A 14,501-nucleotide genomic window follows, 5' to 3' on the forward strand; every position below is an offset into this window, starting at 1 on the left:
CCTCCACCGGAAAATCGACAGAGAATTTTTGTACCCTGAGCTACAGTCATCGAGTCACCGGCAATGCTGTAAACGATATTTTCAGGAATCCATGCCAATGCAAGCATTCACGATTAAACACATCGATCACATCGTCCTGCGCGTCGAGGACCTCGAACGCAGCATCGCGTTTTACGGCGAGGTACTCGGCGCCGAACTGGTCAAGCGCCGCGACGATCTGGGTCTGGTGCATTTGCGTGCGGGCACCTCGATGATCGACCTCGTCGATATCCAGGGCGAACTCGGTCGCACGGGCGGGGCTGCCGCTGGCCGCGAACGGCGCAACGTCGACCACTTCTGCTTGCGCATTGAACCGTTTGACGAGGAAGCCCTGGTCAGTCACTTGCAGTCCTTCGGCCTGAAACCCGAGAAAGCCGCCGTGCGTTTTGGTGCCGAAGGCAACGGACTGTCGATCTATTGCTTCGATCCGGACGGCAACCAGGTCGAACTGAAAGGACCGTCCCAAGTGTAAAGGTCAGGCCCGTTTCGCCATCAACAGCACCGAAGCTGCCGCCGACAACAACCCCGCGCAGCAACGGTTGAACATCCGCTTGCCCCGTGGTTCGGCGAACCAGCGGCGCATGTGCAGGCCCATGTAGGCGTAGGCGCTGATGGCGATCCATTCCAGCAGCAGGAACAACGCGCCGAGCACCGCGAATTGCGGAGCCACCGCCTGGGTCGGGTCGACGAACTGCGGCAGGAAGGCGGTGAACAGCAAAATGGCCTTGGGATTACCCGCTGCCACCAGAAACTCCTGCCGCGCCAGGGCCAGGATCCCCACCGGCGTGCCGGTGACGTGCTGCTCGGCCTCGGGATTGGCACGCCACAGTTGCCACGCCAGGTACAACAGGTAGGCGGCACCGATGATCTTGATCGCGTAGAACAGCCATTCCGAGGTTTTCAGCACCACCGACAATCCGGCGGCGGCCAGGCCGATCATCCCGGCAAACGCCAGCAAACGCCCGACGCCGGCCACACAGGCGCGACGATAGCCATAACGGGTGGCGTTGCTGACCGACAGCAGATTGTTTGGGCCGGGGGCCATGTTCAGGGCGAAGCAGGCCGGTAAAAACAGGAGGAGGGTGGCGAGGTCCATGAACGGGGCTCCAGGAACGAGAGCGGTATTTTTATCACGGGTGGTAGGTGATTTGGCCCATACAGCGGTGGATGCAAATAGCCGTACAGAGAAAAACACGGGACAGACCACGATTGTTCGGCATATGCCTTGAATCGTGGTCTGTCCCTTTTTGCGTTTACGGATCGCAGCCTTCGGCAGTTCCTACGCCGGACGCGGTGCTTCTACGGGCGGGGTGCCGTCGTGGAACATTGTCTTCAGTTGAGCACGCAGTTCTGGTGAGTCGGTGTGCTTGTGAACACTGACCGCATGCTGTGCCGCGGCCTCCAGCAGTTCATTTTCAGAGTCTGCGGACAGTGCGACCGAGCATTTGGAAGCGCTTGGGAACTCGCGGCAGTCGATGTATTTACGCGCCATGATCTTCTCCTCCCTACGATGAAGGCAGGCTGTGGCCTGCGTGAACGATCACTCGACGCGCCCCGCATCGAGTGTGCCGACTCTTGAAGTATAGGCCCGCCATAAGGTGCCTCGTGACGGTCTTGCAACCTACAGGGCGCGACATGCATCGCGGAACAGGCAAGGGTTGTTTTCTTCAATACAGCATTCCCCCGGCTCTTTACCTTGAGCCCTGGTTCAACTGAATTGAAGAAGGTATGCAATGAGTCTGATTCTTTCCATGGCGGCGTTTGCCTTGGTCGCTTCCATTACACCGGGGCCGGTGAACATTGTGGCGTTGAGTTCGGGGGCGCAGTTCGGTTTTCGCGCCAGTCAGCGACATGTCGCCGGAGCAACGCTGGGTTTCGTTTTATTGTTGGTATTGATGGGGTTGGGGTTGCATGAGGTATTGCGGTTGTGGCCAGCGCTGACGCAAGTGGTGCAACTGGCGGGTGTTGCGTTTCTGTTGTTCATGGCCTGGAAACTGGCGGCGGACGATGGCCGCATCGATGCGGATAAATCGCGCCGGGCGCCGTCGATGTTATATGGCGCGATGATGCAATGGCTCAATCCGAAGGCCTGGCTGGCCTGTGTAGCGGGTATGGGCGCGTTCGTCGCGGACGGTGAGGCGCGGCTGGTCTGGCAGTTTGCGGCGGTGTATCTGGTGATCTGCTATGTGTCTGTCGGCTGTTGGGCGTATGCCGGGACATGCCTGCAGGGTTATCTGAATAATCCTGTAGGCATGCGATGGTTCAACCGGCTCATGGCATTGTTGCTAGGGCTGAGTGCGGTGTATTTGTTGCTTTCCTAAGCAACACCCCCTCAGGCATTCACCTTAATCGAGTCCGTGCAGCAAACTGAACTCTTGTTTTGTCAGCGGTGTGAACCGGTTGTTTCGAAGCTGGCTGATGGCATACAGGGCACGACCCGTACGGCCATTACCGTCGCCTAGACCGTGGAAACCTACGACGGTCGCCAGCAACTGTTTGTCGAAATGCTTATGACTGGAATTCAGTGTTTTCAGATGTTGTTCCATCGCGGCGAATCCACTGATGTTGCTAGCGTATTTCTTGTCATTGACGCCCACGCGCACGACGTCCGAGGTGGCTGGCGCGATACGGGCATGCAGCTGTTTGATCACGGTCGGATCAGTCAGTGTTTTTTGATTGCCGGCGTACTCGCGCAGTACCGCAACGATGCTGTCGAGGTCGTTGCCAGGGGAGGCAGAACCATTGACGATCCAGGCGCCGGCCCTTTGCGAGTTATCGGTAAAGCCCATTGGATTGAAGGCTGATTCTGGCATGACCTGATTAAACGGTGTCTTGCCCAGGTCTTGCTGTAATACGGCTTGTTGGTAATTCTTCATGTAGGTGACGTTTTTCGCTTCGACCTGGGCAAAGGTTGCCAGTGTATCGGCGTAACCTTGAGCACCGGATGCGGAGCGGGCGCTGGTGTAGCTGTATTGAGCTTTTTCCAGGACTGCCTTGAAAAGATCTTCAACAGGCGTTCGACCGATCAATCCCTGCAGATCTTGCGCTTGCTTGAGTCCGAGCGCCGATTCAACAAGCGCATTGTTGAACAGATGCTCCAGTTCGGACGGCAGAGCGCCATCTGGCAGTCGACTGTTCTTGTTGCCCAGGCGGGTCACAATCTGTTCAACGGTTTGAATGCTGTCGTCCTTGAACAGCGCTCGACCATGGGCAACCGTGTCCAGCGACATTCGAATCCGGGGGCCTGCGCCGGTATGGTTGATGGCCCGGAGCAGATCATAGCTGTTCGCGCCCGTCAGATAGCGCAACTGCCGCCGAGCCAGATACGGGGTGGAGAGCGCATGAGCACCTAGTTTTTTCACGCCCCGGGCCAATAGTTTTCCGCCACCCTTGAGCAGTTGAGGCACTCCGTCAATGGGGTTGAAAAGGCTGATGACAGTACTGCCAACAACTTTGGACGTGGAAAGGAGTTTGGAGACCAGGGTCGTGGCCTTGGCGCTGATAGCGGCAACTTTAATACCGACGACGGCAACGGAAACAGCGAGGGCCGCCGCGTCCATGACACAGCCGTGAATAGCGCGGTTTTGTCGGGCAGCAACCCCCGAGGAAAGCTCCTCGACGCATTCCTTGAACGGAATGATCAGGTTCAGAATGAATGTGAAGATGGCATCGGTCTTTTCAATCGCTTTTTCACGTTTGGTCTGATCGAGGCCCAGTTGCATCAGTTCATCTACAGTGAAATAGGGGTTCTCTTTTGCAATAAGGTCGCTGATTGCTTCTTTTCGCGTGGAACGAAAGTAGCGGTTCGGCGAGGGGGGGGCTGCACTGGCCGACGATGGGTTGAATTCACCGGTCTTGCGGATGAAAAAGGCGGATTTTGAATAACTGCGGGGAGCCGTATTCGCTCGATAAGCCTGTATATCCAGACGGCCTTCCAAATGTTGTTTGTGGTTCACAAATGTCGCGGCAGCGGACCCACTGGGCATGAAGAGAGGGCGAAACACTTCGCTAAGTTCCTCGCTGTATACGCATTCCGTCCTCATCGGAAACAGTTGATAACAACGAAGCGCTGAATCGAGTACCGCACAAATGAGAACACCATAACGACCCGTCTTCCCAGGGATGGGCGTCGCTGGTCTTACTACGCCCGTCGGGTTGGGAATATTGGTAAATCGGGTGGTGGTGTACTCCTGAACACAATAGATACCCAGGTGGCCGTCCTCAATGAACAACCTGTCCGTCGGGCTTAGTTGCGAAAAGGTGACGTTGATAATGGCCGACAATGCTTCGGTCATTGAGTTGTGATGATTGTGGATCGCTTGCTGAGATAAATCCGCAACGGGGTACATGTCAGCCAGATCAGGGAAGGACTGGTAAATGCTGGTCCCTTTGGCTCGATCCCAATCCTGGGTGTGAAGCTCATCGCCCAGGTAAAGATCGACAACCGATACCCGCCTTCCTGCACCGCCGCCCATTCCGCGATGTTTGACCAACAGTTCCTCGGGGTCACAATCCGGCACTTGGGATTTCAGTTCTTTAAGTGCGAGCGCCTTGCGATGGGGCAGTGGTTTGCCCAGATCAATCAAGGCGCTCGTCATCATGTCCGCATGTTGCTTGTACTCATCCATCGCCACCGTAACGGCTTGCTGATTGAGGTTGCCCTCTGAATCCCGGGAGATCAGGTCGTTCATCAGCGCCCAGGTGATCACCGGGTCAGCCGAGTGTGCGGCAAACACTGCTTTGAGCTCGGGTGTCAATTGCGATGCGCGGGCGAACCCCAGCAGGTGTTGGTAGGCCATGCTTCGGGAAACACCGGGGGTGATCGCTTCGGCAAAGTGCACGGCCTGGGTGAAGACGACCCACGCCGGTGTGCCGATACGCAGATTGGACGGCAGTTCATCGGCAAGATATTCCGGCGCCATGCCACCCAGGACCAGTTCCGCGACGAGCGGGGCAATCATGGCGTCGAGCTTGAGTTGGCTGACCAGATGCTGTTCAAGTTGCGTGCGGACCGCTGAGGGGGAAAGCAGCAAATAACGTTTCGAGTAGAGGTCAAAACCTGCAAACGAGGTATTGGCGCTGTCCAGTTCCGGATCAAGGTCAAGCAGCATCACCGCAATCATCAGTTGTTCGATGAACTGCTCGGTGGGCTTGGGGCCGTTTTCTTCAGCGAACCAGCCTAATGCCGTCATGAACGCATGCCCATTATTCGCGCTCGACACTGCAATATCGATCAGCCGTGTCAGACGGTAACCTTGGCTGGTGGGCAGTTTGTCGGCGGAAAAACTTTCAAGTTTCAGCGCATGGCCATAAAGCAAAACCAAAGGAAGTTCGCCTCCGGTTTCTTCCTCGATCACATCGCGAATGAGGGCGCGATTCTGCTCCGTGAGTTCGAACGGTGAGTCTTTAGGAGGGCTCAGCAACGCCCAGTAGTTCCCATAGGGCGACGGTGCTGGAAGTGTGGTGACATTCAGTAAATCAATTAACTCTTTTGCACTTTCCACGCTGGCCGGCAGTGGCAAACCGTGAAAACGCAACCACTGGCTTATTGTGATTTTTTCGGTGGACGTCACCCATCCGCCAGTCAGCTTGGCACTGCCTGAAAGGAGGCGTAGTTGTTCATCGATATCGGCAACGCCAGTGAAGTGATGGGCGATATCGTTACGCTCGGAGAAGAAACTGACAGTGATCAGCTCACTGTTGGCTTCACGGGTACTGATGTTGTCATAGGAATAAAAGAGTTGGCCGTGTTCATTGACATGAAAGATGTTTGTTCGGGAGATGCCTTGTTCGGCCGCGATCTTTTTAAAGTCGGGTTGCCGGCTGAGCCTCGCCAGGCAGGTAGTAGCTGGGCGATGTAGTTGGGAGAAGTCGGAATTCGGGTCACAGGTAACTGATACACGATCCCACGACCATCCAACGGTTGCCATGACGTCTTCATCGCTGAGGAAGTTGGCGATGGCTTCAATGACTAATTGTTTTTCGCGTTGGTTGCTGGAATGAAATACGTGGTTATTCGGCGTGTTCAAGTAAGAAGCTCCATCTTCTGATATTGGGTTGTAGCGTGGGAAGGGAGCTTAAATAAGAGTTTGGAGTGTTGTCATATTGGTTATATGACTTTGTATGAATTTTACCGGCATGGCTCGTGGGTTTATATTAACTAACCTGTTTTTGACAGGGGCGCATGTCGACATATTAACTTACCCGCGATATTGCCCTGGTGTCGCCGCCAGATGTTGCTTGAACGCCCGCTGAAAATGCGCCTGATCGGCAAACCCGGCTTCCAGTGCTACATCGGCGATCAGCCTGCCGCTACGCAGTCGATCCCGGGCGAACTGGATGCGCCGGTTGACCAGAAATGCATGGGGCGTCATGCCGTAATGCTGTTTGAAGGCGCGGATAAGGTAGGACGGCGACAGTTGCGCCGCTTCGCAAATGTCTTCGAGCTTGAGCTGATGCGTGCAGTTATCGCGGATGTAGTCGGCGGCCCGTTCCAGCTTGAAGTTAGGCTCGCGCAACGGTTGATCTACAGGGTTGAGCCGCTGTTGCACCTCGGTGAAAAACTCCACCGCCGCGCTGTGTTTGCGCAGCACGTCTTGCTGCTGATCGATCAACACCTCGTATACGTTCTTCAGGCCGGCAAACAGCTCGACATCGCGATTGTGGGTGATGGAAAACCGGCGAAACGCCGAATCCTGGCTGAAGCCGAGCTGATGCTGCAAGTCAGTCAGCCAAGGCGTCTCGACGTACAGCATCAGGTACGACCAGGGCTGGTCATCGATCGGATTGCAGGCATGCACATCGCCGGGGTTCATCAACACCACGGTGCCGGCGCTGACCTGAAACTCCGATTGCTCATGGATGTAGGTGCTGCGCCCGGCGGTGATTGCACCGATGGAAAAGTGTTCGTGGGAATGCCGGGCGTAGCAGACCTCGCGGCCGTCGGCGATGGAGCGGGCTTCGATGAAGGGCAGGGCGTCGTCGCGCCAGAAACGCGGGGCTTTGTCTGCATCTTTGGCGACGGTGTGCTTCATCTCGATGTCCTCGGCGGGCCAGTGCCTGAGTGTATTAGCTCTGGCCGGCAAAGGCTCGTTCCAGTTCAGCGATGTCGAGCTTTTTCATTTGCAGCATCGCTTGCATCGCGCGCTGGGACTTGTGCGTATCGGGGTCTTGCATCATGTGCATCAGCGCGATCGGCACGATCTGCCATGACACGCCGAATTTATCCTTGAGCCAGCCACATTGTTGCGCCTGCACAGGCCCGCCGGCGGACAGGTTGCCCCAGAAGTGGTCGACTTCCTCCTGATTCTGACAATTGACCTGGAACGACACCGCTTCGTTGAAGGTGAACACTGGCCCACCATTGAGACCGGTGAAGGTCTGGCCATCGAGCTCGAAACTGACCGTCATCACCGAGCCTTCCGGGCGGCCGTGGATTTCCTGACCGGCCTTGCCGTAATGGGTGATGGCGGTGATTTTCGAGTGATCGAAGATCGAGCAATAGAATTTCGCCGCCGTTTCGGCCTGATCGTCAAACCACAGGCAGGGCGTGATTTTTGGAAAGCGTTGCATGGCGGTTGTCCTCGGCAGGTTGAACACACTGGATTATCAGATTAGCCAGCGTCTAGACGATTGGACGGACCGTAGATCGACAAGTCCGTAGCAGCTGCCGCGCTGCTACGGGACGGGAGCGACCGGTGGTCGATGAACATGGCTTGTGGGTCAAATTGCGCTTAGCTGTAGGGATAACCCAAGGCGCCGCGTAGGTATTTCGTTGCCACAGCGGCGCCCCTTCAGAACACCGTGAGTCTGAGGAAATCAGCCATGCTGACCCTGAATATCAATGGCAAGGACCAGGAACTGGATGTCCCCGCGGACATGCCGTTGCTCTGGGTTCTGCGCGATGTCGCGCACCTGACGGGCACCAAATTCGGTTGCGGCATGGCCCAGTGTGGCGCCTGCACCGTCCACGTCGACGGCGCGCCACTGCGCTCTTGCATCACGCCCGCCACGGTGGTGGCCCACGGGCAGAAAATTCTCACTATCGAAGGCCTGTCCAGCGACGGCTCGCACCCGGTGCAACAGGCCTGGGCCGAACTCGATGTGGTTCAGTGCGGTTATTGCCAGTCCGGGCAGATCATGTCGGCGGCCGCGTTGCTGGCGAAGATCCCCAAGCCTACCGACAGCGACATCGACCAGGCGTTGTCCGGCAACATTTGCCGCTGCGGCACCTATCCAAGAATCCGTGCTGCGGTCAAACGCGCCGCCGAGATCGGGTGAGGCGACGTTGAAGCCACGTTGAAGGGAGTCTGAGCAATGAACAGCATCAACCCTGTCTCGCGTCGCGGTTTTCTCAAGGGCAGTGCCGTGTTGGGTGGCGGTCTGGTGGTGGCGTTTGTCATTCCTGGCGGCCACCGCTTCGCCTTCGGTGCCGAGAATCAAGGAGAGGTCTTCGCGCCCAATGCCTTTTTACGCATCGGCAACGACAACAGCGTCACTGTGCTGCTCGGCCATTCGGAAATGGGCCAGGGCATCTGGACCGGCCTGACCATGTTGATCGCCGAAGAACTGGACGCCGACTGGTCGAAAATACGCGTCGAACACGCGCCAGCCTCGGCCGCCGAGTATGGCCTGCCGGCGTTTGGCGGGATGCAAATCACCGGCGGTTCGACCTCGACCTGGATGGAGTTCGATCGCTATCGTCAGGCCGGCGCAGCGGCGCGCTTGATGCTGATCGAGGCGGCAGCCAAGCGCTTCGATGTCGCGCCTTCGCAGATCCGCACCGAATCGGGCGTGCTCATTGCCGGCGACAAACGCGCCACTTACGGAGAACTGGCGGATGACGCCGGCAAGTTGCCGGTACCGGATCCAGCCTCGATCAAGTTCAAGGAAGCCAAGGACTGGAAGGTCATCGGCAAACCCACCAAGCGCCTCGATACCCCGGAGAAAATCACCGGGCAGGCCAAGTTCGGCATGGACGTGCAATTCGACGGGCTCATGACTGCGGTGGTCGCTCGGCCGCCAGTGTTCGGTGGCAGCGTCAAATCCTTCGAAGGCGCCGAGGCGCTGGCGGTGCCTGGCGTGCACAAAGTGGTGCAGGTGCCCACGGGGGTCGCGGTGATTGCCGATCATTATTGGGCGGCGAAGCTGGGGCGCGATGCGTTGAAGGTCGTATGGGAACCGGGGCCGAACGCCGGGCTCGACAGCCAGCAACTGTTGGAAAGCTTCCGTAAACTCGCGGCCACCCCCGGCACCTCGGTAAGCCAGGCCGGGGACGCGACGGTGATGTTGGGCAGAGCGGCGAAGACTATCGAGGCCGAATACAGCGTGCCGTACCTGGCCCACGCGCCGATGGAACCGCTCAATTGCACGGTGAAAATCACCAAGGACAAATGCGAAATCTGGACCGGCACGCAGTTCCAGACCCTGGATCAGATGATTGCGGGGAAGATCACCGGGCTCAAACCCGAACAGGTCGAGATCCACACCCAATTCCTCGGTGGCGGCTTCGGGCGTCGGGCCAACCCGACCTCGGATTTTGTCAGCGAGGCGGTGTACGTCGCCAAAGCGGCAGGCGAACCGGTGAAAACCGTCTGGTCCCGAGAGGATGACATTCGCGGCGGTTACTATCGCTCGGCATTCCTGCATCAGGCACGCATCGGGCTGGACGCCGACGGTATGCCGACCGCCTGGAAGCATGTGCTGGTCGGGCAGTCGATCATGGCCGGCACGTCGTTCGAGGCGACCATGGTCAAGGACGGTGTCGACAAAACCTCCGTCGAAGGTGTGGCCGACAGTCCTTATTTAGAGGGGCTGGCCAATCACCTGATCGACCTGCATTCCCCGCAAACCGGCATCAGCGTGCTGTGGTTGCGGTCGGTGGGGCATACCCATACGGCATTCGTCATGGAGTCGTTGATCGATGAGCTGGCAGAGGCGGCCGGCAAGGATCCGGTGGAATACCGACGAACCTTGCTCAAGGCGCATCCACGGCATCTGGGGGTGCTGAATCTGGCGGTGGAGAAAGCCGACTGGAAAGCCCCATTGCCGGACGGCCACGCATTGGGCGTGGCGGTGCATGAATCTTTCGGCAGCTACGTCGCCCATGTGGCGGAGGTGTCGCAGGACAACCTGGCGATTCGCGTACACCGGGTGGTGTGTGCGGTGGATTGCGGTATTGCGGTCAACCCGCAGAGCATCGCCGCGCAGATGGAGTCAGGCATCACCTTCGGCCTCGGATTTACCTTGCACAGCAAACTGACGTTCAAGAACGGCCAGGTGCAGCAATCCAATTTTCACGACTATCAGGTGCTGCGCCTGAACGAAATGCCCGTGGTCGAAGTGCATATCGTCCCCAGCACCGACAAACCCGGCGGTATCGGCGAGGTTGGTGTACCGCCCGTGGCACCGGCCGTGGCGAACGCGGTGTTTGCCTTGACCGGACAGCGTCTGCGGGAACTGCCGCTGCAATTGTCGGGGGTGTGACATGAAACGACATATGTTGCTGGGCGCAATGGTGCTGATCGGGCTGACTGGCTATGCCTCGGACCTGTTCGCTGATGAAAAAGAGGCGCTGAAGGCGTTCGACACAGTGCAGAAGGTGTTCCAGAGCCCGCGCTGTCAGAACTGTCATATCCCCGGCGATTCGCCTTTACAGTTCGATGCCGGCAATCCTCACGCGATGAGGGTGGTTCGCGGGATGGATGGCAAAGGGGCGGCCGGTCTGCCGTGTGCCAGTTGCCATGCCGAAAGCAATCCGCCCGCCAGTTATGGGCCTCACACACCGCCTGGAGCGCCGCATTGGAGCCTGCCGCCGGCCGCGCACAAAATGGCCTGGATCGGCCTGCCGCCCGACAGGTTGTGCGCAATGATCAAGGACCGTTCCAGTAATGGCGATCGTGATTTTGCGGCACTGATCAAACATGTCAGCGAGGACAAACTGGTGCTCTGGGGCTGGCATCCAGGTGAGGGACGGACGCCGGTGCCGGTGCCCCACGACATCTTCGTCACCCAGTTCAAACTCTGGGCGGACGCTGGAGGGCCGTGTCCGGTGGCGGGTAGCTGACCAGCGGCGCGTTTATAGGGAGTCAAACCGGGTGTGAACGACTCTAACGTTTATATCCATCAAGGGAGTGAGTAATGCTAACCCCAGACAAACCGCTCAAACCCGGTGCAGTCACGCCGAACGTCCTCGACGGCGCCGTGCAGGGTCGCGATGTACTGCGCGACCTGGCGCGCAAGGCCGAGCAAGAACTGATGGGCGTGCAGATGGCGAGCATGGATGAGTTGACGCTGCTGTCCAATCGTCATGGCTTCGAGGCTCTGGCCCAATTGGCGCTGGAGGCCTGTCGACAGTTGGGCCAACCTGCGACCCTGTTGTTTTTCGACCTTGACGACTTCAAGCGCATCAACCGGTTGTATGGGCGTGCCGAGGGCGACAACGCCCTGAAAACCTTTGCCGACGTGCTGCGCATCGCTTTTCGTGAAAGCGATGTGATCGGTCGGCTGGGCAGCGATGAGTTTGCTGCCTTGTTGACCGGCGCCAATACGGTGGAGATTGCCGCGATCAGGGCGCGCCTCGAAGAAATACTCGATGAGCGTAATGCCACGGTGCATCGTGGCTATGACATTCGCTTCAGTGTCGGGCAGATCGAATTTGATGCCCAGCTAACCCAAACGGCGCAAGACCTGCTGGCTCTGGTCGATAAGGCGTTGCGCGCCCGACAGTTCGATGCTCGTCATTCTTGATCGGTGCCTTGTAAAACCGCGGCAACGTGCTCGGCCGTTCGCAACAGCCGACCATCCTCTCTGAACCTTCCGATCATCTGGAGCCCGACAGGCAACATGGCTTGACCGGGCCTCAGCGGGATGTTCAGTTGCGGCCAGCCAAACGCCCCCCAGAACTTGATGAAATCCGACGGTCCGGTGCTTTCCAGGCCGACCGGTGCGACCATCCCGCAAGAGGCGCCGAGCATGCCGTCGAAGGGGCGGCAAAGCTCGCTCAAGCGTGGAGCAAGATCAGCCAGGCGCGCCTTGGCAGCGGATTCCTGTTGCCAGGTTGTGGTCGCCGCTCGCTCGAACATGGCCAGGGTCGAAGGGCTCAATTGTGTTCGGTGTTGTTGAAACTCCTTCGCCAGCGAGCGGGCACCTTCGCAATCGTTAATCAACTGATGATCGTCGAACACACCGGCAAACTCATCCGGCAGCCGTACATCGCTCACGTGATGGCCGGCGCTGCGCAACTGATCCACCGCCTGTTCCAGGGCAAGGGCCACGTCGGGGTCCACTTGATCCCAGCGCGACGTGCGGCAGAACCCCAATTGCAGTGGACGCCGCTCGATGTCCGGCACCACGAACCCGGGAATCAACACGCGCGCTACCAGGTGCAGGTCGCGCACTGACTGGCCATACCAACCCACGGTGTCGAAGCTCGGCGCCAACGGTTTTACCCCTTCCAGCGACACCAGACCCAGCGACGGTTTGAAGGCGAAGAGGCCGCAGTAGGATGCCGGCTTGAGCAACGAGCCAGCTGTCTGGGTGCCCAGCGCCAAGGCAAAGAACCCTGCTGCCATCCCGGCCGCCGAGCCCGCGCTGGAGCTGCCCGGCGTTCGCGTAAGGTCGTGGGGATTGCGGGTTGGACCGGTGTGCATGTACGCAAACTCGGTGGTATGGGTCTTGCCCATGATCAGCGCCCCGGCCTGGCGCAGCAGCGTCACGACGTGGGCGTCCCGGGAGGGTTGATGGTCGGTATAGATGGGTGAATAGAACTGCGTGGGGTAGGTCGCAGTGTCGAAAATGTCCTTGATACCCACGGGGACGCCGGCCAGCAGACCCCGGCCGTTGTGCTGCGCCGCATCGGCGCGGACCTGCCGGGCGTCGAACGAGACGAAAGCCTGGATATCCGGCTCCCGCGCCTGAATGCGCTGAAGAAAGGCTTCGGCGACGATGGAAGCGGTGGTCTCGCCATTGACCACCGCTTCACTGAGGGTGGTGGCGTCAAGGGGCGAGCGGCTCATTTGGCGAACAACTGATTGATATTTTTGAACGCCTTGAACTCCAGAGCATTGCCGCAGGGATCGAAAAGAAACATCGTGGCTTGTTCGCCCACCAATCCCTGAAACCGGATGCCCGGCTCGATCACGAAGTGTGTACCCAGGGCTTTCAGGCGTTCGGCCAGCGCCTCCCATTCTTCCATCGGCAATACCACACCGAAATGCGGCACCGGTACGTCGTGGCCATCCACGGCGTTGGTATGGGCGGCCTCCTGAGAAGCGTTTTTCGGGGCCAGATGAATCACCAGTTGATGGCCGAAAAAGTTGAAATCGACCCAGTGATCGCTGGAGCGACCTTCTTCCAGGCCGAACACCTCGCCATAGAAACGCCGGGTAGCGTCCAGATCGTAAACCGGGATGGCCAAATGAAAAGGGGACAGTTGCATCGGATGTGCCTCGACGGGTTGAGCGTTGAGGCTGAGTTTAGTCCTGTGCTTTTTGATTAAAAGACGATAATTTTTGCAGCGAGCTCAAATTATTTCGATCAATTGGGGGGCGTATGCTGCGGGAACTGAAAACCTTCATTGCCGTGACGCGCCATGGCACGTTCGCAGCGGCAGGCATGCACATCGGCCTGACTCAGTCGGCGGTCAGCGCGCAGATCCGCAATCTGGAGCAGGCGTTGGGCATCCGTCTGTTCGATCGCACCGGGCGTCAGGCACTCCTCAATGCCGCAGGGCAGCGAGCGTTGCCGATGGCTCAGGAAATGCTCGAGATCTTCAGTCGCATGGCCGTCAGTGATGACATCAGCGAGTTTCGTGGCGAATTGAAGATCGGCGCGGTGGCCACCGTCCAGACCGGTTTGTTGCCTCGGGCGCTGTTGCGACTCCGGCAACAGGCGCCATTGCTGGAGGCGAAACTGGTGCCGGGGGTATCCCTGAACCTGCTGAGCCAGGTGGATACTGGCGAAGTGGACCTGGCGATTCTGATCAAGCCGCCGTTTGAATTACCCAAGGAATTATCGGTGCAAGTCATTCGCCGGGAGCCGTTTGTGCTGATCGTGCCGGCCGACCTCGAGGGGGATGACCCGCTGCAGTTACTCGCCAGCCATCCCCACGTACGCTACGACCGCAATTCATTCGGTGGGCGATTGGTGACGCGTTTTTTGCGCGAGCAGCAAATTGATGTGCAAGTGGCTCTGGAGCTGGATGAGCTGGAAGCCATTGTCAAGATGGTGGAATGCGGGCTGGGTGTTTCGCTATTGCCCGAGGCGGGGCTGTGGCTTGAGCATGGGGCGAAGGTCCGGATCATCCCGCTGGGAGAGCTGACGTTCTACCGGGAGATCGTGCTGTTGCAGCGCTATAGCCAGCGTACACAGCCGATCCAGCAGTTGTTTGCCCAGTGTTTGTTGTGAAGATCTTTTGATTTTGAAGGCATAAAAAACCCGCCTGAAGAGGCGGGTTTTTTAAC

Annotated in this window: 14 protein-coding genes; 7 read left to right on the forward strand and 7 right to left on the reverse strand. The window is 58.4% G+C overall.

Annotation, left to right across the window (positions count from 1 at the left end):
* Positions 1-97: 97 nt before the first annotated feature.
* Complete coding sequence (locus tag PSH69_RS13590) at positions 98-511, forward strand: VOC family protein (protein ID WP_305412490.1); 414 nt, start codon at positions 98-100, stop codon at positions 509-511.
* A gap of 3 nt (positions 512-514) precedes the next feature.
* Here PSH69_RS13590 and PSH69_RS13595 read toward each other — a convergent pair whose 3' ends face one another.
* Both PSH69_RS13595 and PSH69_RS13600 read right to left on the reverse strand, forming a co-directional pair.
* Positions 515-1,135 carry a LysE family translocator gene (locus PSH69_RS13595; RefSeq protein WP_096480084.1) on the reverse strand — a complete coding sequence of 207 codons (621 nt, stop codon included), beginning with the start codon at positions 1,133-1,135 and terminating at the stop codon, positions 515-517.
* A 183-nt stretch (positions 1,136-1,318) separates the two neighbouring features.
* On the reverse strand, positions 1,319-1,531 hold the full coding sequence (locus PSH69_RS13600) for a DUF1059 domain-containing protein (protein ID WP_007937743.1): 213 nt from the start codon (positions 1,529-1,531) through the stop codon (positions 1,319-1,321).
* 241 nt (positions 1,532-1,772) lie between these two features.
* Between PSH69_RS13600 and PSH69_RS13605 the strand changes: the two genes are divergently transcribed.
* On the forward strand, positions 1,773-2,360 hold the full coding sequence (locus tag PSH69_RS13605; protein WP_018929638.1) for a LysE family translocator: 588 nt from the start codon (positions 1,773-1,775) through the stop codon (positions 2,358-2,360).
* Positions 2,361-2,384: 24 nt separating this feature from the next.
* Here the strand turns inward: PSH69_RS13605 and PSH69_RS13610 are convergent, their stop codons facing one another.
* From PSH69_RS13610 to PSH69_RS13620, 3 genes are all read right to left on the reverse strand, one after another.
* Entirely contained in the window at positions 2,385-6,068 is a 3,684-nt protein-coding gene (locus PSH69_RS13610; protein WP_305412493.1) for a hypothetical protein, read from the reverse strand.
* A gap of 171 nt (positions 6,069-6,239) precedes the next feature.
* Positions 6,240-7,073: an AraC family transcriptional regulator gene (locus PSH69_RS13615; protein ID WP_204123770.1), complete on the reverse strand. Its 834-nt coding sequence runs from the start codon at positions 7,071-7,073 to the stop codon at positions 6,240-6,242.
* Positions 7,074-7,107: 34 nt separating this feature from the next.
* A complete protein-coding gene (locus PSH69_RS13620; protein WP_018929635.1) occupies positions 7,108-7,611 on the reverse strand; it encodes a VOC family protein in 504 nt (167 codons plus the stop codon).
* Between the two features lie 252 nt (positions 7,612-7,863).
* Here PSH69_RS13620 and PSH69_RS13625 point away from each other — a divergent pair, with 252 nt between their 5' ends.
* The 4 genes from PSH69_RS13625 to PSH69_RS13640 all read left to right on the forward strand — a co-directional run bounded on the left by PSH69_RS13625 (position 7,864) and on the right by PSH69_RS13640 (position 11,787).
* The gene (locus PSH69_RS13625) at positions 7,864-8,319 is read left to right on the forward strand and encodes a (2Fe-2S)-binding protein (RefSeq protein ID WP_305412496.1); all 456 of its coding nucleotides are present in this window, start codon (positions 7,864-7,866) and stop codon (positions 8,317-8,319) included.
* Positions 8,320-8,355: 36 nt separating this feature from the next.
* Positions 8,356-10,524 carry a xanthine dehydrogenase family protein molybdopterin-binding subunit gene (locus PSH69_RS13630; RefSeq protein WP_305412498.1) on the forward strand — a complete coding sequence of 723 codons (2,169 nt, stop codon included), beginning with the start codon at positions 8,356-8,358 and terminating at the stop codon, positions 10,522-10,524.
* 1 nt (position 10,525) lies between these two features.
* On the forward strand, positions 10,526-11,104 hold the full coding sequence (locus PSH69_RS13635) for a hypothetical protein (protein WP_305412499.1): 579 nt from the start codon (positions 10,526-10,528) through the stop codon (positions 11,102-11,104).
* A gap of 74 nt (positions 11,105-11,178) precedes the next feature.
* On the forward strand, positions 11,179-11,787 hold the full coding sequence (locus PSH69_RS13640; protein ID WP_305412501.1) for a GGDEF domain-containing protein: 609 nt from the start codon (positions 11,179-11,181) through the stop codon (positions 11,785-11,787).
* Here PSH69_RS13640 and PSH69_RS13645 read toward each other — a convergent pair.
* The gene (locus tag PSH69_RS13645; protein ID WP_305412502.1) at positions 11,778-13,055 is read right to left on the reverse strand and encodes an amidase; all 1,278 of its coding nucleotides are present in this window, start codon (positions 13,053-13,055) and stop codon (positions 11,778-11,780) included. The genes PSH69_RS13640 and PSH69_RS13645 overlap by 10 nt on opposite strands.
* The gene (locus PSH69_RS13650; protein WP_019579332.1) at positions 13,052-13,477 is read right to left on the reverse strand and encodes a VOC family protein; all 426 of its coding nucleotides are present in this window, start codon (positions 13,475-13,477) and stop codon (positions 13,052-13,054) included. Before PSH69_RS13650 ends, PSH69_RS13645 begins: the two co-directional genes overlap by 4 nt.
* 113 nt (positions 13,478-13,590) lie before the next feature.
* Here PSH69_RS13650 and PSH69_RS13655 point away from each other — a divergent pair, with 113 nt between their 5' ends.
* Positions 13,591-14,445 carry a LysR family transcriptional regulator gene (locus PSH69_RS13655; RefSeq protein WP_018929628.1) on the forward strand — a complete coding sequence of 285 codons (855 nt, stop codon included), beginning with the start codon at positions 13,591-13,593 and terminating at the stop codon, positions 14,443-14,445.
* Positions 14,446-14,501 lie beyond the last annotated feature (56 nt).

The sequence above is a fragment of the Pseudomonas sp. FP1740 genome (genome assembly GCF_030687165.1).
Classification (GTDB): domain Bacteria; phylum Pseudomonadota; class Gammaproteobacteria; order Pseudomonadales; family Pseudomonadaceae; genus Aquipseudomonas.